Raw genomic sequence first — 20,710 nt, 5'->3', positions numbered from 1 at the left:
CCCCGCAACCAAACAAAAAACAAAAGCCCGTGATCAGAAATGACACGGGCTTTTGTGCGTTAATGGCCACAAAACACAAGCGGCAATGATAACGCCACAAGCCAACGCGCAGCAAGCGGCGGCCATGAGACACGAAATTCTATTGTCGGCTAATTCCGTCCTTGAGATAGAAGACAATGTCCGCCGAACTGTCCGCACGATGACGCAGTTCCGTCGCAATCTGCTCAAGCGCCAAATCCAGGCAATAAACCGTCTGATGCGCGTCAAGCTGAGCGGCATTTTCTTTCGCGAAGACGATCAGGCGGGTCAAGGCGTGAAACTCTTCGATCTCGCTGTCTGCGTCGAGAGTGTTCAAAGCAATGGTGGCGTATGCTGCTGGCATAATCGGCTCCGCAATGATTCGCGGGCATACTAATCGCAACCGGGACAAGTTTCGCGTGACACGGGCGTGACACACTCAAAGATGGATGGCCGGGATTTTACGCCACGGAATGATGGTTCCGCATTTCGTTCCAAAGGGTTGTGCGCTGGAACTCCCAGTCCGGTTTGGCTGCTGATCGTCCCCCGTCCAACTGTGACATCACGGCGAGAAGTTCGATGGCATCCGCGCGCTTTCGATTGACTTTACACGCTTGCAAAGCCATCGCGATGGACGTCTTTCTCTGATCCTCAAGGGCCGCGGCCCGATCAAGAATTGATCGCCATGTCCGGTCCTTGAAAAAAATAGCGCGGGCAACAGCGTCCAGATGAGTGGCTTCCGTTGGAGAGATGGACCGCCTTTCAAGCAGGACCTCGAGCGTGGCGGTGACATTGACCAATGGTTCGCTGAGCGGTAGCCAGCCAAGCTCCGCAGGTCCATGAATTTGCGCCACGTCCGCATCATCGATACGGGTGCCATCAAGGTATTCCCTGAAAATAGTGCCGACACCGATCATTCCAAATGGATGGCATTCCGCGGCGCGCAGCGCACCCATGCTCGCTGCTCCGAGCACCTGTGTTCCGGACCTGAGAGCATAGAGTATTTCCTTGTGCCAGATCGGTGCGGTATATTCGAAACCGCCGTCAACAATGCCGATCACGGCTGCTCCCTCTTCGACCGCGCGAAAGAGGTCACCCTGCACTGCTGGTCCCCGGACAATGATATCGGTGGTATAATCCCTGGCGTCCGGCAATGTCGGGCCAACATAGAGAAGTTTCATCCGAAGGACCCTTTTGCGAGGGCGCGCTGGCCAAACCTTTGGGCGCGGCGGCCTTCGGGATTTTCCAGTTTTGGGGCGAGGACCTTTGCCACCGCAAACGGCAACGCCGGTTCGCTGAGCGGCACAGCAATGACCGGCCCAAGTTCCATTTGTTTCAGAGTGTCAAGGATTGTGCCGCTATTGGCGGCTGACGGCCATCCGTCGTTGCGCCGGTAGGGTTTGAGGGGAACCGCTGAATTCACCTTCAACAGGGTTTGGGTTTCTCCCGGGAGCGGCCTGTTGTAGACCGGTGGATAGATATCGTCCCGGCTGCCGCTGATGAATGTCATGCGCGACTGCACCGCTTCCGTGACCGCGCGGATCATGGCTCTGGCCGCTGAGGGATGAGTTCCTGCCCCGTAGTTCACCGTGACAAAACGTGGGTTGCGGGCGGAAAGAACGTCAATCGGCGCGATCAGGGCGTTAAAAGAAGGAACGCCGATATCGCTGGTCATATCGAATAACCGCAGCACACAGCCGGCCGCTTCGATGCTGGCAACCAGCGATGAAAGCTCCGGACGCTCAATGGATCCCGGATCAACGCAGGACGATTGGCGCGCACCGGCACTCGACACTTGCCACAGAACGTAGGCATCCCGCTCTATACGTTCGTTCAATCCGTGAAAAACAGCCTCATTCAGGGTGTTCCCCGACGCCAGCCCGTCGGACGATTGCCAATATCTGCAATCGATCAGCGTGCGGTCAAGGGTGACGGCATCGAGCGGTACATGGATGTCGTCCCCGGAAACCAGGTCAGTCCCGACAACAAAGGAGATCGGTTCGTCATCCCGTGGCGGTGACCGGCCTGCTGCTATCAGGCAGGGCAGCATGTCGAACCGTTTCCCGGCACGCCTGAGTACACGTGCCGTGGTGTGAACGATATCGGCGTGTGGACTTGCCGCCACGCATCGTTCGAGGGCTTCCATGACAGCTGACGTCCTCGCCTCTTCGTCCGTCAGGCCCTTTCCCTGCGCGACGACGATGGATTTTGCGTTGGGCGTATAGGCACACCAGACCGGAACGCCGATGCGATCGAGGCCGGTATGGCGGGCAACACGGGTTATGCCGAAACCGGGAAGGAGGGAGGACACGCGTGCGTATGTCTCGGCCGGGCTAAACGCCCTGTCGCTCCATCCCGTTTCATCGAACATCAAGCGTCGAAAAGCCCTGCTGATACGGATGCAGCAGAAGAAACAGCAACCGCGAAGTCGACGTCTTTTATCACAGTGCCGCCTGAAGCGCGCAATTGGCTTGCCGAGGCAAGTGATCCCGAGACTTTGGTAAGCTCGGTGACTGTTCCTGCGTCAATGTCGGCCAGGTAGAGTTTTTTATCACCGGGAAACCCGATCACCACGACTTTGGACATTTCATTCTCCCTCTCTGTTGACGTTTCAGTAGCCGGCTTTCGTTAGGCCCTCGCGATACATGTCTTTCTGCCAGGTCTCCCTGATCGGGACGATAGCGAGCCATTTTTGCAGATCAAATTGCGGGTTGGCCTCGCGATCTTTCCGGCGGTAGTGATGCGCGCGCTTGGTGTCGCCAAGCATAGCCCAGCTTGCCGCCAGCAGTCTGTGTGCCGAGGCCTGGTTGGACATGCTGTGTATTCGGGAAACGGCTTTGTCGAAGGCGCCGACGAAGTAGCTTGCGCCCGCAGCACACCAGAAATATTCGTCCGGTCCCAGCGGATTGAGCGAGATGGCACGCTCGATTTTTGCGAGCCCTTCCATGGGGCGGGAGGCATGGATGAGCGCGTCGGCGAAGCTATAGATCGCGTCGGCGTAATGAGGGCTCAGTTCCTCTGCGCGGGCCAGCGCGTCGAGGCTCTCGTCAAGGGCGCCGAGATAGAGTTTTGCCATGCCAAGTTCTTTGTACCCGTAGGCAATATCCGGATTGCTTTCGATTGCCGATCGCGCGTTCGCCTCCGCCTTGCGGAGCAGTTCGGGATCGCCCCTGGCCGTCAAAACCCATTCGATGGAGTATGTCTTGGCAAGGCCGCTGAAGGCGTGGGAGAAATCACCATTGTGATTGAGCGCTTCCCTGAATGTCTTCCTGGCGCTTCGAACCGAGGGCAATGTCAGCCGGCTCATCTGTTGAACGCCAAGAAGATACCGCTGGTAGGCATCCGGATGAAACGCGTAGTCGCTGAGCGCATTCTCGTTGCGCTTCAACTCGACAAGGATGCGGTCTTTCACAACGCCTGCCAACACCTTCCGATGTGAAGACAAAAGCCCGCCGGTTATCTCAAAACGTTCGGCATAGATCACGTGGTCCGATGGAACGAAAATGATTTGAACGAAGAGCCCGTCATCGGTCAGCTTTGTATCGACCACATAGGAGATGTCGTGCTTGTTGAGCAGGAGAACCTTGTCTTCGCTGGCACGAATACGTTCGGCTGTGTAAGGCGCGATGATCGAAAGACTGCGCAGCGAACACAGCCCGATCGCGACGTCGTCGATCAAGGCACTCGCTCGTGAAAGATCAAGGGCTGCAGAAGATACTCCGATCGGCGGGAGAAGTGCCACGCGCGGCAATTTCGATACGCCGAATGTCCATTCACTATCCGAAGGGTGGCCGTGCTCGACTGTCGCGAAAACCCCTCTGGGCTCGGCCGTGCGCTCCACCGGTTGCAGCTGCGGTTCGGCCGAGAGCGTTCTGCGCACCGCCTGATCGTCCGGCCAATGCTCCAGAATCAGGAATGCCGCCTGTCTGGCCGCTGAAGATTCCGCAACCGGAGAAAGCTCCGACGATTTCTTCAGCAACCGTTCGCGCATCAATTCCAAATAGGTGCGGCGCTGCGATTTCAGCCATCGGCCGGCCAGGCCGTCGGTATCGTCGAATTCGGCAAGAAACGTCCGGCTCATCAGTTCGACAAGAGAGGACAAGGGCGTCTTTGCTGTCTTTGTCGCATCCGCGTCGCAGCTGAGTTGCTGGCGGTCGAGGCGAAGATGTGTGGGCGATATGGTCAGGACCGGCCCGTGTGCTGCCCGCAGACGCGAAATCAGCTTTCTCAGGTTTGTAAATGCAAGCGCGCGATCCTCGTTGCCCCACAGGAGGTCAGCCGCTTCGTCTCGGCCGATTTCAGCGCTGGCGCCGGTGGCAAGATACGCGACAAGGAACAAACCCTTGCGAGGATACCGGCACTCCTGTCCCGCGGCATCAAGCAGGCACAACCTACCGAATGTCTGCAGGAACATGGGTTTCACCGTGGATCAGGAGAAGCAACGCGTTCTGTGTCCGCCGCCTGCGTAACGGTGTCATCAGCGTTTGCGAGCGCCTTCGTCAAAGTGATGATGGACAGGCGAACCTGCTTGTTCTTGATGGAGGTGAAGGCTCGGTTGAGCATCACGCCATCCCTCGAGAGCAGGAATGTGCCGATCTCGTCGACTTCCCTTGCCAATCCATCCGGGACCACGGGTTCATGGTCCTCGAAGAAGTAGCCAATGGGAACGTTGAGCACCAACGCCGCAGCTTGCAGTTTGCTCGCACTGACGCGGTTGGTGCCCTTTTCATATTTTTGAATTTGCTGGAAGGTGATGCCCAGGCGCTCGCCCAGTTTCTCCTGGCTTAATCCTAAAACCAGCCGTCGCGACCTCAGACGATTGCCGACATGAATATCAATTTGATGAGGTTCGCTCTTTGACACGTCCATTACTCCCGTAATTGCCACGATTCCGATATGCGGTGGCAGTTCTCAGCATGCCAATTTTCATTAGAAATGCAATATTTACGCGGTCGCTCTGAGAGAGGGAATTCCAGAAATGCGGTAGCCATTGCATTACAGGCCGCCCCGCGGGCCATTGAACATGAAAGGCGTCAGGCAGTTTTGGGCTGCACGTGTTTTGGAGAACAGGCCTGTGTCCGTGAAATCAGAGTGATGTGCGGTTGAGCGCACCAAGACGGCTCAGCCACACACCGGGGTTCGATCCTCTATGGTCTCGTTGCCCGTTTCAGATGGCTGCTGAGTGTTTTGTTGTGGCCGCCGTAAAATAAGTATCGAAACGAGCGGCGATGAGACGGACGAACGGGCGGCCTTTGGCTGTGACCTCAAACCCGTCATTGCGCCATTCGCACAGACCATCGCTTTCCATTGCCGCCAGGCGTTTCGCCTGCATCACGACTGCGCCGGCGGAAGTGCCGAAACGGCGCAGGGCTTCGTGGCTCGAAAAGCGGAAATCGCACATCAGTTTTTCGATTACCCACCGGCGGACGCGATCGTCGTCCGATAAAGCAACACCGCGCATCGTGGCGATCCCCTCGTCTTCAATGCGGCGGGTGTAGTCGCCGGTCGCTGGCGAGTTCTGCAAATAGCCTTGCTCGAACTGGCTGATAGCCGATGGGCCGAGCCCGATGATGGTGCTGCATTGGTCAGCGGAATAGCCTTGGAAATTGCGCCGGAGCCGGCCCTGTTGAGAGGCTTGCGTCAGGGCGTCGCCTGGGAGGGCGAAGTGATCGATGCCGATTTCCTGGTACCCGGCGTCAAGCGCCAGCCTCCGCACGGCTTCTGACTGCGCGTAACGTGCCTGCCCGTCCGGTAGCCATTCATCCTTGATCTGGGTCTGGTGTTTCTTCATCCACGGCACATGGGCATACCCGAACAGCGCCATGCGGTCAGGTGCCAGTTGCAGTGCCTGGTGCAGTGTCGACGCAGCGCTTTCGACGGTCTGGTGGGGCAGGCCATAGAGCAGGTCGAGGTTGACGGAATTGATCCCGCGGGCCCGAACGCCATCAACGACATAGGCCGTCTGCTCGAGGCTCTGCAGCCGGTTGATGGCTTTTTGGACGCGCGGATCGAAATCCTGGATGCCGAGGCTCGCCCGGGTCATGCCGAATTCCGCGAGTGCGTCCAGCCTTTCCTCATTCATGTCGTTCGGATCAATCTCGATACTGATTTCCGCATCCGGCAGGACGTGAAAAGAGCTGCGGAGACGCTTGCCGAGCGTGATCAGATCGTCTGGGCGCAGCATCGTCGGCGAACCGCCGCCCAGATGGATAGCGCCGGCCGGAGCACGTCCGTCGAGAAGCCGGCTAACGGTATCGATTTCCGCGTGCAAAACCTGCAGATAAGCGCTCACCGGCTCATAGCGCAGCGTCTGCTTGGTATGGCAGGCGCAGAACCAGCACAGCCGGTCGCAGAACGGGATATGCAGGTAGAGCGACACGGGCTTTTCCGCGGGCAACGTGGATAACCATTGTCTTGCAGTCTCAGCCCCGAGACCGGAATGAAAATTCGGCGCGGTTGGGTAGCTGGTGTAGCGGGGTACCTTGGCGTCGAGCATTGCTGCTGCTGGCAACATTGGTGGCTCCGATCTGAGCATCATTCAGCGGCCAAGACCCAAAAGGACCGGCCTTCGCGGGCAACCTGTCCATATTCTCCGCTCGTCGCTTTGATCTGGATCAAGGCGCGTCTCTTCGCTTGCCCCGAGAAGGGGGCAGGGGACCGCTGCGCGCGGTTCGACATCTGATTGATGCGGGGACGACGAGATGAAATACGGATCGGCGATCATCGGCACCGGCATAGCGGCGTTTTTCGCGCTGCTTGCTGCCGGCCTTGCCAAGGACGAGCTGTTCGCAAGCCACATGGGAATTCTGGTGATCGTGCTGATCGGCGCGGTTGTCATGCTGATGCGCCAGACATCGTTTGTGCGACAGCCGGCGGTGGACATGTCAGCCTATATGGACGGCCCGATCCGCTACGGCGTCATCGCGACCGTATTCTGGTGCGTCGTCGGCCTTCTGGTCGGCGTCGTCATCGCATTGCAGCTCGCCTATCCCGATCTCAACGTCGAGCCGTTCCTGTCCTTCGGGCGGGTCCGGCCGTTGCACACATCGGCCGTGGTCTTTGCCTTTGGGGGCAACGCGCTGATCGCAACGTCGTTCTATGTCGTCCAGCGCACCAGCCGCGCCCGGCTGTTCGGTGGTGATCTCGCCTGGTTCGTCTTCTGGGGCTATCAGTTGTTCATCGTCATGGCGGCGACGGGCTATCTTCTCGGCATCACTCAGGGCCGCGAATATGCGGAGCCGGAATGGTATGTCGATCTCTGGCTGACGATCGTCTGGGTCTGTTACCTCATCGTCTTCCTCGGCACGATCCTGCGCCGCAAGGAACCGCATATCTACGTCGCCAACTGGTTCTACCTGTCGTTCATCGTCACGGTGGCGATGCTGCACATCGTCAACAACCTGGCGGTTCCGGTCTCGATCACCGGCTCGAAGAGCTATTCGGCTTTTGCCGGTGTTCAGGACGCGCTGACCCAGTGGTGGTATGGCCACAACGCCGTCGGCTTCTTCCTGACCGCAGGCTTCCTTGGGATGATGTATTATTTCGTGCCGAAGCAGGCCAACCGGCCGGTCTACTCCTACCGCCTGTCGATCATCCATTTCTGGGCGCTGATCTTCCTCTACATCTGGGCCGGTCCGCACCACCTGCATTACACCGCTCTGCCGGATTGGGCGCAGACGCTCGGCATGGTCTTTTCCATCATGCTGTGGATGCCTTCGTGGGGTGGCATGATCAACGGCCTGATGACGCTCTCGGGCGCCTGGGACAAGATCCGTACCGATCCGATCATCCGGATGATGGTTGCGGCCATCGCCTTCTACGGCATGTCGACCTTCGAAGGCCCGATGATGTCGATCAAGGCGGTCAATTCGCTCAGCCACTATACCGACTGGACCATCGGTCACGTCCATTCCGGAGCGCTTGGCTGGGTCGGCATGATCACTTTCGGCGCGGTCTACTTCCTCGTGCCAAAACTGTGGAACCGCGAGCGGCTTTATTCGGTGCGCATGGTCACCTGGCACTTCTGGTTCGCCACGCTCGGCCTCGTCGTCTACGCCGCGGTCATGTGGGTCTCGGGCATCCAGCAGGGTCTGATGTGGCGCGAATACGACCAGCAGGGTTTCCTGGTCTACTCCTTCGCCGAAACCGTCGAGGCGATGCACCTCTACTACGTCGTGCGTGCGCTGGGCGGAGCTCTTTATCTCATCGGCGGGCTGATCATGGCGTGGAACGTCACGATGACCATCCTCGGGTACCAGCGCGACGAACAGGAAATCGGCGGCGCCGTGCCAGCGCCCCAAGCGGCCGAATAAGGAAAGAAGACCATGGGTATCCTGGACAAACACGCGATCCTCGAGCGCAATGCGACGCTTCTGCTCATCGGTTCGTTTCTGGTCGTCACCGTCGGTGGCATCGTCGAGATCGCACCACTGTTCTATCTCGAAAATACCATCGAGAAGGTAGAGGGCATGCGGCCATACTCGCCGCTGGAGCTTGCCGGCCGCAATATCTACATCCGCGAGGGTTGTTACGCCTGCCATAGCCAGATGATCCGGCCCTTCCGCGACGAAGTCGAGCGTTATGGCCATTACAGCCTGGCCGCGGAATCGATGTACGACCATCCGTTCCAGTGGGGGTCCAAGCGCACCGGGCCGGACCTTGCCCGCGTCGGCAACCGCTACTCGAATGAATGGCATGTTCAACATCTGACGGAGCCGCGCGACGTCGTGCCGGAATCGATGATGCCGAGCTACGCCTTCCTGAAAAGCAAGCCGCTGCCGGTCAAGGACTTCGCCACGCATCTGAAGGCCAATGCCGCTGTCGGCGTGCCCTACAGTCAGGACATGATCGACAATGCTGATGCCGATCTGCGCGCCCAGGCCGACCCGACGGTCGATACATCAGGCATCGAGAGCCGTTATCCGAAAGCCCGCATCGGCGATTTCGACGGCAATCCGCAGGCGATCACGGAAATGGATGCGCTCGTCGCCTACCTGCAGATGCTCGGCACGTTGGTGGACTTCAAGAGCTACGACGAAGCAGGCAGTGACCGCTGAGGAGGAAAACCAGATGGAATACCAACAACTACGGACCTTCGCCGACAGCTGGGGCCTTCTGGCGATGACGCTGTTCTTCGTCGGCACGCTGATCTTCGCGTTCCGCCCCGGTAGCCGGAAATCTGCCGATGAAGCCGCACAAATCCCGCTCAAGGATGACTGACATGCACGATCCTCATAAAGATCCTCATCTGGACGAGTTGTCGGGCGTATCGACGACCGGGCACGAATGGGATGGCATCAAGGAGCTCAACAATCCGCTGCCGCGTTGGTGGGTCGTGTCCTTCTATGCCTGTATCGTCTGGGCCCTGGTCTACACGGTCTTCTATCCTGCCTGGCCGTTGCTGACGTCCGCCACCACTGGCGTGCTTGGCTATTCGAGCCGTGCCGATGTACGCTCCGAACTGGCCGCTGCCGAAGCGGCTCGCTCAGGCTATGTCGCGGCCATTAAGGCCGCCGATATGCAACAGATTCTTGCCGACGAGACGCTGCGAACGGTTGCAACGGCCGCCGGCAGCGCCGCCTTCAAAGTCAACTGCATCCAGTGCCATGGATCGGGCGCGCAGGGTTCGAAAGGGTTCCCGAACCTCAATGATGATGATTGGCTCTGGGGTGGAACGCCGGAGCAGATTCTGACGACGATCGCCCATGGTGTTCGTGCGCCGGAAGACGCCGACACGCATGTCAGCGAAATGCCCGCCTTCGGCGACATTCTGAAACCCGAGGAGATCGCGTCCGTCGCCACGTTCGTTGCCGATCTGTCGAACGGCACCGGCTTTCCGGAGGAAACGGCGCCCGGCGCGCAGATATTCGCCCAGAACTGCGCGAGCTGCCACGGCGACCGTGGCGAGGGTAATCAGGAGATGGGCGCGCCCAATCTTGCCGACAGCCTGTCGTTGCTGGTGGATGGTGAGGAGGCGATCGCCGCGCAAATCCGTGCGCCGAAACACGGCGTCATGCCGGCCTGGGGCGGACGCCTTGGTGATGTCACGGTCAAGGAACTTGCGGCATATGTCTATTCGCTCGGCGGCGGCAAATAGATTTCTCGCGTTACGGTCGCTTGACCTCGATCAAGGAGATTGGCGCCATCACGTGCCACTCTCCGGTTCAAAGACGAGTGGCCGGCCTTGCCGGCGTCATGCCCTTGAGGGCTGGAATGCTGGAAAAAATGGACATCGAAAGACTGGACGCCGAGGCGGTCAATTCGCAGAAGCAGCGGCAGGTGCTTTATGCGCCGCGTAAAAAGATCTTCCCGAAGCGCGCCTCGGGAGGATTTCGCCGTTTCAAATGGCTCATTATGGCGATCACGCTCGGCATCTACTATCTGGTGCCCTGGCTGCGCTGGGACCGTGGCGGTTATGCACCGGATCAGGCCGTGCTGATCGATATCGCCAACCGGCGTTTCTATTTCTTCTTCATCGAAATCTGGCCGCAGGAGTTTTTCTACGTTGCCGGTCTGCTGGTCATGGCCGGTCTCGGCCTGTTCCTTTTGACCTCGACGGTCGGGCGCGCCTGGTGCGGCTATACGTGCCCGCAGACAGTCTGGGTTGACCTCTTTCTGGTCGTCGAGCGGGCGATCGAGGGTGATCGCAATGCGCGCATCAAGCTCGACAAGGAATCCTATTCGCCGCGCAAGCTGGTGTTGCGGACCACCAAACACGTCATCTGGCTGCTGATCGCGGTGGCCACCGGCGGGGCCTGGATCTTCTATTTTGCCGATGCACCGACACTGCTTGTCGATGTCTTCACCGGCCAGGCTGAAATCGTCGCCTACAGCACCATCGCGTGCCTGACGGCAACGACCTACATCTTCGGTGGGCTGATGCGCGAGCAGGTCTGCACCTATATGTGCCCGTGGCCGCGCATCCAGGCGGCGATGCTCGACGAGGCGTCGCTGACGGTGACCTACAACGACTGGCGCGGCGAGCCGCGTTCGCGCCACGCCAAGAAATCGGCAGCGCAGGGTGCGGTGGTCGGCGATTGCGTCGATTGCAACGCCTGTGTCGCCGTCTGTCCGATGGGGATCGATATCCGCGACGGCCAGCAGCTGGAGTGCATCACCTGCGCGCTGTGCATCGACGCCTGTGACGGCGTGATGGACAAGCTCGGCCGGGAGCGCGGGTTGATCTCCTATACGACACTCAACGACTACAATGCCAACATGGCGCTGGCGACGGCCGGAGGCACCCAGCCGATCGACCCGGCGCGCGTCCGCACACCTGACGGCAAGCTCGCGGCGACGCTGCGCCATATCAGTCTCGCCTCGTTCCTGCGGCCAAGAACGTTGCTCTACGCCGCACTCTGGTCGCTGGTCGGCATCGGCCTCGTTTATGCGCTGGTCACCCGCGACCGGCTCGACGTCAACGTCCTGCATGATCGTAATCCGCAATTCGTCATGTTGTCGGATGGATCGGTGCGCAATGGTTACACACTGAAAATCCTCAACATGATCGCCAAGCCGCGTGTGATGGCCGTGCGGATCGAGGGCTTGCCGCAAAGCTCCGTCGCGATCGCCGGTAACGAGGCTCAGGGTGACGGAACATTCCTTGTACCGGTCGAGCCGGACCGTCTGCGCAGCCTGAAGGTTTTTGTCACCCAGCCGCGCCACGTTGCTGACAAGCAGGTGCAGACCTTCCGGTTCGTCATCGAGGATACAGAAGGCCCCGAGACAAAAACCTACACGGCAACATTCCAGGCACCGGGAGGCTCGAAATGAAACTTCAATCCCGTGAATTTACCGGCCGGCATATGCTGCTGATCATGCTTGCCTTCTTCGGGGTCATTATCGCCGTCAACTTTGTCATGGCGCGGTTTGCCGTGACCAGCTGGACCGGACTGGTGGTCGAGAATTCCTATGTCGCCAGCCAGCAGTTCAACGAAAAGATGATCGCGGTACGAGCCCAGAACGATCTCGGCTGGGTGCCGAAGCTCGACATCGCCGCTGGAAAGATCACCTTCACGCTGGCCGACCGTATTGGCAATCCGGTGAAAATGACCGGTGGCAAAGCGACCTTCCAGCATCCGAGCTTTGAGGCGGCGGACTGGTCGGCGGTACTGGTTCCGTCGGGAGATGGCCAGCTCAGCGCCTCCTCAGCGGTATCTCCCGGCATCTGGGTGGTCAATGTCGAGGTCGAAGGCGGCCTGGCCGTGCCCTACCGCCATAGCGAACGTGTTCTGATCAAGGATGGAAAACGCCAATGAGCTGCTGTGCCGTCGGCAATGCATCGATGCTCGAGCTGGAGGCGGAGCGCCAGGCGATTCCGCCGGCGGATGAAATCCGCCTGCTCAGCCACGTGCTCGGCGACGGTTTGAGGCAGACCAATCTGTCCGTGCCGGATGTGCATTGCGCTGCCTGCATCGGCAAGATCGAGCGGGCGCTGAGCAAGCTCGAGGGCGTCGAGCATGCCCGCGTCAACCTCTCCACCCGGCGAGTTTCGATCCGCTGGCGCGATGGAGCTGTTCCGGATTTCTGTGGGGTGTTGTACCGGCTCGGTTATCCCGCACATCTGTTTTCCGAGCAGGACGGTGAAGGTGATCGCACCCGGTCCGAGCTGATCCGGGCGGTCGCTGTCTGCGGTTTTGCCACGGCGAACATCATGCTCTTGTCCGTCTCTGTCTGGTCGGGGGCCGAAGGTGCAACGCGCGATTTGTTCCACTGGATTTCGGCGCTGATTGCGCTGCCGGCGCTCCTGTTCGGCGGCGGCATCTTCTTTCGCTCGGCGGTATCGGCGCTCCGGCATGGCCGCACCAACATGGACGTGCCCATCGCGGTCGGCATCTCGCTTGCCTTTGGTATGAGCCTTTACGAGACGATCAACCACGGCCAGCATGCCTATTTCGATGCCGTCGCCTCGCTTCTGTTTTTCCTTTTGATCGGTCGCGTGCTTGATCACGTCATGCGTGAGAAGGCCCGCTCGGCCGTCAGCAGTCTCGTGCGGATGACCCCTGCGGGCGCGGTGGTTCTTGGACCGGATGGTAGCCGTGAATATATGCCGCTCGCGCGGATAGAGCCCGGAATGAAGGTGTTCATTGCCGCCGGTGATCGCATTCCAGTCGATGCCATCGTCCGGCAGGGTCTCTCCGAGCTCGATTGCTCGCTGGTGACGGGCGAAAGCGACCCGCGTCCGGTAAAGGCCGGCGATACCATCAGCGCCGGTACGCTCAACCTGACAGGCCCGCTGACGATCGAAGTCACCGCCGCTGCTGAAGCATCGTTTCTCGCCGAAGTCATCCGGCTGATGGAAGCGGCCGAAGCTGGCCGTGGGCTCTACCGGCGCATCGCCGACCGGGCCGCGACCTATTATGCACCGGCGGTTCATCTGACCGCATTTCTCACAGGGATCGGCTGGCTGCTGGTCTCGGGTGATTGGCACAAGGCCATCACCATCGCGATTGCGGTTCTGATCATCACCTGCCCATGCGCCTTGGGACTGGCTGTTCCGATCGTCCAGGTCGTTGCCGCGCGCCGGTTGTTCGAACGCGGCATCATGGTCAAGGACGGGTCGGCCATGGAACGGCTTGCCGAGGCGGATACTGCCGTATTCGACAAGACGGGAACCCTGACGTTGGGCCAGTTGAGTCTTGCCAGCAGCGACGCGCGGGACGAAACAGCTCTTGCCGTCGCTGTCTCCCTGGCGGGATATTCAAGCCATCCCGCCTCACGCGCCATCTGGAAAGCGCATCCCGGCCTTCATTATCCGGATGTCCGGGCTGACCGGGTCACCGAACATCCGGGGCTCGGGATCGAGGCGGCGATAGCCGACAAGACCTATCGCCTTGGGCGCAGCCCCTGGGCGGGAACGATCGAACCGGGCGCGCCGGGCACGACGACGGCGCTTTCGGAAGACGGGATCGTCATTGCCCGCTTCACCTTCCGCGACAAGCTTCGCCCGGATGCGGCTTCGACCATCGAGCATCTGCATCAGAGCGGCATGGCTGTCGAACTTCTTTCGGGGGACACACAGGCGGCGGTGCAGTCTGTTGCGAAAACCTTGAAGATCCAACGCTATGGCGCCGGGCTTTTACCCGCCGGCAAACTCGAACGCCTGCAGACACTGGCGCGGGAGGGCCGGCGACCGCTGATGGTCGGGGACGGGCTCAACGACGCCCCGGCGCTTGCCGCAGCGCATGTTTCCATGGCACCGGCGACGGCTGCGGACGTTGGCCGCAATGCCGCCGATTTCGTTTTCCTGCGCGATTCGCTGAGCGCCGTTACCGTGGCGCTGGATGTGTCGCGCGGGGCTGGCCGGTTGATCCGGCAGAATCTGGCGCTGGCAATCGGCTACAACGCTTTTGCCATCCCTATCGCGGTTTTTGGCTACGTGACGCCGCTCGTTGCCGCCATCGCCATGTCTGCATCCTCGCTGCTGGTGATCGGCAACGCCCTGCGTCTCAATGCCGGGGCGGGCCATTTCGACGCGCCGTCATTATCGCCAGCTGCCAACCCGGAGGGCCAGTTGCGATGAAATCGCTGATCTATCTCATGCCAGTTGCCATCTCGCTCGGATTGGCCGGGCTCGGCGCTTTCATCTGGTCGCTGAGGAGCGGTCAGTACGAGGACATGGACGGCGCGGCACAGCGGATACTGCTTGATGACGAGCGCACACAGCCGAAAGACAACGGGGCTACTTGATCGAGGTCAAGGTGGCAGGAGGCGCGTGGATGTTTCATCAGGCAGAGGAAACGGCGGCATGTTCGCTGCGACACGGGCAAATGCCGAACCGGGGAGGGCCATCGATGGACGCGAAGCTGCCGGGATGGGAAAAGGTTATAACAGGAATTCATCCGGCGCTTGATCGGCTGGAACATGCACTCAAGGACCAGATGGTCCTGTGCGATGCCCTGGAAAGTCTTGCAGACCGGCTGCCGGACAATGTCGCGCACGGTGAATGCCTGCATCTTCGCCGGGCGATCCCGCCGATCCTGACGGCCGTACATCGCCTGGAAGAGGAAATCATCCTTCCATTCATTGCGAAATGCGGGCGAATGCCGCTTGGTCTGCCGGAAATCCTCGACCAGATCCACTACGAGCAGATCGAGGAGGAATGCTATGCCGAAGAGCTCTGCGATGCTCTGCGCGCGTTTGGTACAGGGCTGGTCAAACCGTCACCGGAAACGCTCGGTTACATGCTGCGGGCCTATTTCGATTGCGCCAGGCGGCGCATCCGGTTTGATTGCACCGTTTTGCTCCCAATGCTTTGCGCAGCCCCGGCGTTGCCGGTTAACCGCAGCGAGCCTTGAGGCGGCTGAGGCTCGGGACTGTGATCTCGCGGTTGGCGACTACGGCAATCACCCCTTCGGTCCGCAGCTTGGTGATCTGGCGCGAAACTGTCTCAATCGTCAGACCGAGAAATTCAGCAATGTCCATGCGCGATAAAGGCAGATCAAACTCGGCGGTGTCGCGTGTTTCGGTGCCGGTTGATGGGTTGATATGGCCAGCGATCAGATACAATAGGCTGGCGACCTTTTCGGCCGCGGTCTTCTGTCCAAGCGTGACCATCCAGTCCCGGGCTTCATCGAGCTCGCGCAAAACCTGAGCGAAAAGCCGGTGTTCCATCTGCGGATATTCGGCCACCAGCCGCTCGAAGGCGGCGCGGGGAACTTCGCAGAGCTCGACATCGGACGCAGCCTCTGCCGTCACTGCATTCTCCCGACCAAACAGTCTGCCCAGGAAATCCGGCGCGAACTGCAGGCCGACGACCTGCTGGCGGCCGTTCTCAAGCACCTTTGTCAGCTTGACGACGCCGCGCATGACGTTGGCATAGGACTGGATCGGCGTTTCCTCGCCGGCCAGCAGTTTGCCGGCCTCGTGGCGGGTCATGCGGGTGTGCTTTGCCATGGCAAGCAACTGCCCGGCATCAAGCGCGCCGCACAATCCCTTGTGACGCACTTCGCAGCTTCGACAGAGAATGGGCGTCTCGGAGTTGTGGATATCGATCCGGGCCGTTTCAGACAGTTTGGTTCCCCAATGCTTGGTCAAATTTGCAACTGGAACACGTATTAGCAGATTCCACCGGCCTTTGCCGCTGCGAAGTTGGCTGGCATCGCGGACCTTTCGTCGCGGGTCGCCCGTGCGGCGCCGATCGTCCGGCGGATATGCCAATCAACCGGCCCCGGGATCAGGCAGTTCTGACAAGATCATCATTGGAATTCTAAACAGAATTTAATTCTGGCCTGGTCATTCCTGACACCGTGTTGCCCGGTTCGAGGTCATTGATAACCGTTAGTATTCGGATAATCCGAGTATTCGGCAAAAGCGTTGTTGCCATCGAAGGAAAACAACATGCGGTACCGGAATTCACTTCTTGTTGTGATTGTTGTTGCTGCTGGTGTCTTTCTTGGCCGCGCAGAACTCGGCCGCTATTTGCCAGACCCGATCGCACGCCTTCTTTCGATCGATTCCGCCGAAAGCAAGCCGAACAGCGAAGCAGATAAAGCGACGGCAGCCACCGGACATGTGCGCAACGCCGTGACCGTCACTACGACGGCCGCAAAAGCCGGCGCGCTGCCGGTGACGCGCAGTTCGCTCGGAACCATTGTCCCCTTCGCGTCCACCGCTCTTTCGAGCCCGGCATCGGGCACCGTCGCGCAGATCCTGGTCAAGGACGGTGCCGAAGTCACCGCGGGCACCTTGCTGGTGCAACTCGACGATCGCACGATCAATGCGAACATAGCGCGGGACACCGCCCTGCTTGCCAAGGATCAGGCAGCACTCGACGAAGCCAATACAAACCTCAAGCGGGTAGAGGCGTTGAGCAATGACGGCGCAGAGACCCGCCAGCAATATGATGATGCAATCGCGGCCGCCAAACAGGCGGAAGCGGCAATCGGCGTCGATAGTGCCACGCTGGCTGCCGACAAGGTGGCGCTGACGCAAACACAAGTGCGCGCACCCTTCGACGGTAAGCTCGGGGTGATCCTGTTGTCGCCCGGGGCCTATGTCGCGCCGGGTGAGGATATCGTCACGCTGACGCAGATGAAGCCGGTCTATGCGGAGTTCACGCTACCCGAAACGGATCTGGCTCTCGCCCGTCAGGCGCTTGCAGACGGGCAACTGAATGTCAGCATTTCCCCCACCCTGTCGCAGGATAAAACGGCAGGAGAGACTGGACCGATTGTGTTCATCGACAATGCGGTCGATGCACCCTCCGGCACGTTCAAGATGCGGGCGCGTCTTGATAATGCCAACGGGACATTCTGGCCGGGACAGTCGCTGCGTGTCACGGTCACTGCCGGTGAGCAGAAGGACCTGGTCCTGGTGCCCACAGTCTCGGTGCAGCCGCAGAGCGACGGTGCCGTCTGCTACGTCGTCAGAAAGGACAAGACCGTTGAGGTGCGCAAGGTGAAGGTCGCTTTCAGCGTTGGGGATACGACCGGCATCGCCACTGGCCTGAAGGCGGGCGAGATCGTCGTCACCGAAGGACAGGCGGGCCTGGTAGAGGGAACACCAGTCGAAATCGTATCGGCGCCGGTGGTAGCACCTGAAACGATGGCTGAAGGCGGAGCGATCGAATGAAGATCTCCGAAATCTTCATCCGGCGTCCCGTCGCGACCATCCTCCTGATCGTTGGTGTTCTGCTCGCAGGGGCTTCCGCCTACACCAACCTGCCTGTCGCCGCCCTGCCACAGGCTGATTTCCCGACCATCAATGTCACGGCACAGCTCGCCGGCGCTTCGCCGGATACGATGGCCAGTTCCGTCGCTACGCCGCTGATCAAGCAGTTCGAGACCATCGCCGGGATCGATACGATCAGTGCCAGTTCGTCGCTCGGCAACAGTCAGATCACCATCCAGTTCAATCTCTCTCGCGATATCGATGCCGCTGCGGCCGATGTGCAGGCAGCGATTGCCAGAGCCCAACGGCAATTGCCGGACAACCTCACGGCGCCGCCCAGCTATCGCAAGGCCAATCCTGCCGATGCGCCGGTTTTGATCCTGGCCTTGACCGGAGATGGTGCCTCGCTGACGAAAATGGACGACGTCGCAGAAAACATCATTTCCCCGGCGCTCTCGACCATTTCCGGCGTGGCGCAGGCGCAGGTGTTTGGCGCGAAGGCCTATGCGGTACGGATCGAGGTCGATCCGAACAAGCTGGAAAGCCGCGGCCTTTCGCTGGATGGGCTGGCGGCGACGGTTGCTGTCGCCAACGATCAATCCCCTGTCGGCACCTTGCAAAACAAATCGCAGGCACTGACGGTGGATGTCGCGACCCAGCGCAGCGATGCCGAGGCGTTCAAAACACTGATCATCGCCCAGCCCGGCGGCCGCATCGTCCGGCTGGATGATGTCGCGGATGTCGTCGACAGCGTACAGATCGTCAATCAGGGTAGCTGGCTTGACGGCAAGCCGGCCATCGCGCTTGCCGTGCAGCGCCAGCCCGGTGCCAACACCGTGGTAGTGGTCGATTCCATTCTGGCCAAGGTGCCGAACCTGCAGGCCAACCTTCCTGCCAACATGCACATCAACATCGTCAACGACGCCTCAGTCTCGATCCGTGCGGCGGTGGCCGATGTCGAGACGACGCTGATGATCACCATTGGGCTCGTGGTTCTGGTCATTTACCTGTTCCTCAGGCGCGTTTCGGCAACACTTATCCCGGCGCTCGCCGTGCCTTTGTCGCTGGTGGCGACACTGGCCGCGATGTATGCGCTCGGTTTTTCCATCGACAATATTTCGCTTCTCGGCCTGACCCTCTCGGTCGGTCTTGTGGTCGATGATGCCATCGTCATGCTGGAAAATATCGTTCGCAAGGTGGAGGAGGGCATGGCGCCGCTTGAGGCGGCCATCGAGGGCAGCCGCGAAGTCACCGGCACCATCATTTCGATGTCGATTTCGCTGGTCGCCGTCTTCCTGCCCATCCTGTTGATGGGCGGCATCGTCGGGCGCGTGCTCAACGAGTTCGGGGTCGTCGTCACATTGGCGATCCTGTCCTCGGCCACCGTATCGCTGACCGTCACCCCGATGCTTGCGGCCCGGTTGCCGCACCGGGATATGCAGGAGCCGAAGCGTCAGGGTCTGTTCGACAGAGTGACCGCCGCCTACGGCCGGGCCGTCGGCTGGTGCCTGAACCATCGAGCAATCGTCATGCTGGTCTTCGCTGCCACGTTTGTCGCGTCCGGATGGATGTTCGCCAGCCTGCCGCGAAGCTTCTTCCCCTCAGAGGATATTGGCATCCTGACAATCTCGACTCAGGCGCGGCAGGACATATCCTATCAGGCGATGAGCGTGTTGCAGGCCCGTGCGGCCGCCATTGTCTCCAGCGACCCGTCCGTCGCACACGTGACCTCGACCCTTGGTTCCGGGCCAGGTGGATCGGCACTCAATGCCGGTTCTCTTCTCGTTCAGCTGAAACCGCGCGATACGCGTCCGCCGCTTGATACGACCCTGCAGGCCCTGCGGCATTCGCTGTCAGAGATTGCCGGATTGAAAACCTTCATCACGCCCCAGCAGAGCCTGCGCTTTGGCGGGCGCAGCACCCAGAGCCTCTACCAGGTCGTTCTGCAATCGATTGATGCTGCCGCGGCACGGCAATGGTCGCAGACGCTGGGCGATGCGATGCGGGCAGACCCTGCCCATTTTGTCGATGTTGCCACCGATCTGCAGAACAACGCGCTTCAGGCGCATGTCACCGTCGATAACGATCGGGCAAACAGTCTCGGAATCTCCTCGCAGGCGTTGCGCACGACGCTGGAGGCAGCCTTCGGCAGTTACGTCGTCACGCAGATCCAGACCACCGGCAACAGCTATGACGTGATTATCGAATATGATCAGTCGCTGGACTGGAACGAGCAGTCGCTATCGGCAATCCGGATTGCATCTTCGTCGGGAACGCTGGTGCCGCTGTCGAGCTTCGCGCGGGTAACGCGAGAAGCAGGGCCGGTCACCGTCAATCAGACGGGACAGCTGACGGCCGTCACCCTGTCTTTCAATCTGCCGAAGGGCGTATCGCTCGGGACTGCGACCGCGCGCGTCGATGCGCTCAAGCAGCAGATCAAACTTCCTGCAACGGTCACGACAAACTATGCCGGTGCCGCCCAGATTTTCGAGCAGGCAAGCGGCAATACCGGGCTGTTGATTGGCGCAGCGGTGCTGATCATCTACGTGGTGCTCGGCGTCTTTTACGAGAGCTTCCTGCACCCGCTGACCATTCTCTCCGGCCTGCCGTCGGCAGCATTCGGGGCGCTGCTGACATTGAGGATTTTCGGATTCGATCTGTCGATCATTGCGCTAGTCGGCCTGCTGATGCTGATCGGTATCGTCAAGAAGAACGCCATCATGATGATCGATGTGGCGCTGACATTGCAGCGCGACCAGCATCATGAACCGCACGAGGCCATTCATCTGGCGGCCGTCCGGCGTTTCCGGCCGATCATGATGACGACGTTTTGCGCCCTTCTCGGCGCACTGCCGATCGCCGTCGGAACCGGCGCCAGCTCGGAGCTGCGCCAACCTCTCGGGGTGGCGGTTGTCGGCGGGTTGCTGGTCAGTCAGGTACTGACGCTGTTCATCACGCCGGTCATCTTCGCCGAGATCGAACGGGTGTCCGCCGTCGTCCGGTCGCTCTGGTCACGCAAGGGCGCCATTGTTGCCGCGGAGTAATCGCTCGGAGACTGGCCGCTATCGGTTTGCGGTCGGCA

General features: G+C 60.2%; 19 protein-coding genes. 11 read left to right on the top strand and 8 right to left on the bottom strand.

The window, feature by feature from the left end:
• Nucleotides 1–139 precede the first annotated feature (139 nt).
• The 7 genes from ASC96_RS10475 to hemN form a co-directional block, all read right to left on the bottom strand.
• Nucleotides 140–382 (bottom strand): hypothetical protein, encoded by a 243-nt coding sequence (locus ASC96_RS10475; RefSeq protein WP_060502979.1) that lies wholly within the window; start codon nt 380–382, stop codon nt 140–142.
• 97 nt (nt 383–479) lie between these two features.
• On the bottom strand, nt 480–1,079 hold the full coding sequence (locus ASC96_RS10470; protein WP_244481977.1) for a TfuA-like protein: 600 nt from the start codon (nt 1,077–1,079) through the stop codon (nt 480–482).
• 116 nt (nt 1,080–1,195) lie between these two features.
• Nucleotides 1,196–2,389: a YcaO-like family protein gene (locus ASC96_RS10465; RefSeq protein WP_060502977.1), complete on the bottom strand. Its 1,194-nt coding sequence runs from the start codon at nt 2,387–2,389 to the stop codon at nt 1,196–1,198.
• Nucleotides 2,389–2,604 (bottom strand): hypothetical protein, encoded by a 216-nt coding sequence (locus ASC96_RS10460; protein ID WP_060502976.1) that lies wholly within the window; start codon nt 2,602–2,604, stop codon nt 2,389–2,391. Before ASC96_RS10460 ends, ASC96_RS10465 begins: the two co-directional genes overlap by 1 nt.
• Nucleotides 2,605–2,629: 25 nt before the next feature.
• Nucleotides 2,630–4,432, bottom strand: a complete 1,803-nt coding sequence (locus ASC96_RS10455; RefSeq protein WP_060502975.1) for a hypothetical protein — start codon at nt 4,430–4,432, stop codon at nt 2,630–2,632.
• Nucleotides 4,433–4,437: 5 nt separating this feature from the next.
• A complete protein-coding gene (locus tag ASC96_RS10450) occupies nt 4,438–4,887 on the bottom strand; it encodes a helix-turn-helix transcriptional regulator (RefSeq protein ID WP_060502974.1) in 450 nt (149 codons plus the stop codon).
• A 298-nt stretch (nt 4,888–5,185) separates the two neighbouring features.
• Nucleotides 5,186–6,532 carry an oxygen-independent coproporphyrinogen III oxidase gene (gene hemN / locus ASC96_RS10445; protein ID WP_060502973.1) on the bottom strand — a complete coding sequence of 449 codons (1,347 nt, stop codon included), beginning with the start codon at nt 6,530–6,532 and terminating at the stop codon, nt 5,186–5,188.
• Between the two features lie 187 nt (nt 6,533–6,719).
• Here hemN and ccoN point away from each other — a divergent pair, with 187 nt between their 5' ends.
• From ccoN to ASC96_RS10400, 9 genes are all read left to right on the top strand, one after another.
• On the top strand, nt 6,720–8,330 hold the full coding sequence (gene ccoN / locus ASC96_RS10440) for a cytochrome-c oxidase, cbb3-type subunit I (protein ID WP_060502972.1): 1,611 nt from the start codon (nt 6,720–6,722) through the stop codon (nt 8,328–8,330).
• Nucleotides 8,331–8,342: 12 nt separating this feature from the next.
• On the top strand, nt 8,343–9,074 hold the full coding sequence (gene ccoO, locus ASC96_RS10435) for a cytochrome-c oxidase, cbb3-type subunit II (RefSeq protein WP_060502971.1): 732 nt from the start codon (nt 8,343–8,345) through the stop codon (nt 9,072–9,074).
• Between the two features lie 13 nt (nt 9,075–9,087).
• Complete coding sequence (locus tag ASC96_RS10430) at nt 9,088–9,237, top strand: CcoQ/FixQ family Cbb3-type cytochrome c oxidase assembly chaperone (protein WP_037103611.1); 150 nt, start codon at nt 9,088–9,090, stop codon at nt 9,235–9,237.
• A gap of 1 nt (nt 9,238) precedes the next feature.
• A complete protein-coding gene (gene ccoP / locus ASC96_RS10425; RefSeq protein WP_060502970.1) occupies nt 9,239–10,114 on the top strand; it encodes a cytochrome-c oxidase, cbb3-type subunit III in 876 nt (291 codons plus the stop codon).
• 116 nt (nt 10,115–10,230) lie between these two features.
• Nucleotides 10,231–11,790, top strand: a complete 1,560-nt coding sequence (gene ccoG, locus ASC96_RS10420; RefSeq protein ID WP_060502969.1) for a cytochrome c oxidase accessory protein CcoG — start codon at nt 10,231–10,233, stop codon at nt 11,788–11,790.
• The gene (locus ASC96_RS10415; RefSeq protein ID WP_060502968.1) at nt 11,787–12,275 is read left to right on the top strand and encodes a FixH family protein; all 489 of its coding nucleotides are present in this window, start codon (nt 11,787–11,789) and stop codon (nt 12,273–12,275) included. The genes ccoG and ASC96_RS10415 overlap by 4 nt, the downstream gene beginning before the upstream one ends.
• Entirely contained in the window at nt 12,272–14,539 is a 2,268-nt protein-coding gene (locus ASC96_RS10410) for a cation-translocating P-type ATPase (protein WP_060502967.1), read from the top strand. The genes ASC96_RS10415 and ASC96_RS10410 overlap by 4 nt, the downstream gene beginning before the upstream one ends.
• Complete coding sequence (gene ccoS, locus ASC96_RS10405; protein WP_060502966.1) at nt 14,536–14,706, top strand: cbb3-type cytochrome oxidase assembly protein CcoS; 171 nt, start codon at nt 14,536–14,538, stop codon at nt 14,704–14,706. Before ASC96_RS10410 ends, ccoS begins: the two co-directional genes overlap by 4 nt.
• A gap of 104 nt (nt 14,707–14,810) precedes the next feature.
• A complete protein-coding gene (locus tag ASC96_RS10400) occupies nt 14,811–15,314 on the top strand; it encodes a hypothetical protein (protein ID WP_060502965.1) in 504 nt (167 codons plus the stop codon).
• Here the strand turns inward: ASC96_RS10400 and ASC96_RS10395 are convergent.
• Entirely contained in the window at nt 15,295–16,053 is a 759-nt protein-coding gene (locus ASC96_RS10395) for a Crp/Fnr family transcriptional regulator (protein ID WP_060502989.1), read from the bottom strand. The genes ASC96_RS10400 and ASC96_RS10395 overlap by 20 nt on opposite strands.
• A 303-nt stretch (nt 16,054–16,356) precedes the next feature.
• On the opposite strand from ASC96_RS10395, the gene ASC96_RS10390 reads away from it, so the two are divergent.
• Both ASC96_RS10390 and ASC96_RS10385 read left to right on the top strand, forming a co-directional pair.
• Nucleotides 16,357–17,589 (top strand): efflux RND transporter periplasmic adaptor subunit, encoded by a 1,233-nt coding sequence (locus tag ASC96_RS10390; protein WP_082512008.1) that lies wholly within the window; start codon nt 16,357–16,359, stop codon nt 17,587–17,589.
• Entirely contained in the window at nt 17,586–20,672 is a 3,087-nt protein-coding gene (locus ASC96_RS10385) for an efflux RND transporter permease subunit (RefSeq protein ID WP_060502964.1), read from the top strand. The genes ASC96_RS10390 and ASC96_RS10385 overlap by 4 nt, the downstream gene beginning before the upstream one ends.
• The last annotated feature ends 38 nt before the right edge of the window (nt 20,673–20,710 follow it).

The sequence above is a fragment of the Rhizobium sp. Root1204 genome (genome assembly GCF_001424965.1).
Taxonomy (GTDB): Bacteria; Pseudomonadota; Alphaproteobacteria; order Rhizobiales; family Rhizobiaceae; genus Pararhizobium.
Note: the sequence above shows the minus strand (reverse complement) of the source record. Positions and strands in the feature narration are given on the sequence as shown.

Coding starts and splice junctions, on each gene's coding strand:
- ASC96_RS10475 (WP_060502979.1), bottom strand. CDS start 382: ATGCCAGCAGCATACGCCACCATTGCTTTGAACACTCTCGACGCAGAC.
- ASC96_RS10465 (WP_060502977.1), bottom strand. CDS start 2,389: ATGTTCGATGAAACGGGATGGAGCGACAGGGCGTTTAGCCCGGCCGAG.
- ASC96_RS10460 (WP_060502976.1), bottom strand. CDS start 2,604: ATGTCCAAAGTCGTGGTGATCGGGTTTCCCGGTGATAAAAAACTCTAC.
- ASC96_RS10455 (WP_060502975.1), bottom strand. CDS start 4,432: ATGTTCCTGCAGACATTCGGTAGGTTGTGCCTGCTTGATGCCGCGGGA.
- ASC96_RS10450 (WP_060502974.1), bottom strand. CDS start 4,887: ATGGACGTGTCAAAGAGCGAACCTCATCAAATTGATATTCATGTCGGC.
- hemN (WP_060502973.1), bottom strand. CDS start 6,532: ATGTTGCCAGCAGCAGCAATGCTCGACGCCAAGGTACCCCGCTACACC.
- ccoN (WP_060502972.1), top strand. CDS start 6,720: ATGAAATACGGATCGGCGATCATCGGCACCGGCATAGCGGCGTTTTTC.
- ccoO (WP_060502971.1), top strand. CDS start 8,343: ATGGGTATCCTGGACAAACACGCGATCCTCGAGCGCAATGCGACGCTT.
- ASC96_RS10430 (WP_037103611.1), top strand. CDS start 9,088: ATGGAATACCAACAACTACGGACCTTCGCCGACAGCTGGGGCCTTCTG.
- ccoP (WP_060502970.1), top strand. CDS start 9,239: ATGCACGATCCTCATAAAGATCCTCATCTGGACGAGTTGTCGGGCGTA.
- ccoG (WP_060502969.1), top strand. CDS start 10,231: ATGCTGGAAAAAATGGACATCGAAAGACTGGACGCCGAGGCGGTCAAT.
- ASC96_RS10415 (WP_060502968.1), top strand. CDS start 11,787: ATGAAACTTCAATCCCGTGAATTTACCGGCCGGCATATGCTGCTGATC.
- ASC96_RS10410 (WP_060502967.1), top strand. CDS start 12,272: ATGAGCTGCTGTGCCGTCGGCAATGCATCGATGCTCGAGCTGGAGGCG.
- ccoS (WP_060502966.1), top strand. CDS start 14,536: ATGAAATCGCTGATCTATCTCATGCCAGTTGCCATCTCGCTCGGATTG.
- ASC96_RS10400 (WP_060502965.1), top strand. CDS start 14,811: ATGGACGCGAAGCTGCCGGGATGGGAAAAGGTTATAACAGGAATTCAT.
- ASC96_RS10390 (WP_082512008.1), top strand. CDS start 16,357: ATGCGGTACCGGAATTCACTTCTTGTTGTGATTGTTGTTGCTGCTGGT.
- ASC96_RS10385 (WP_060502964.1), top strand. CDS start 17,586: ATGAAGATCTCCGAAATCTTCATCCGGCGTCCCGTCGCGACCATCCTC.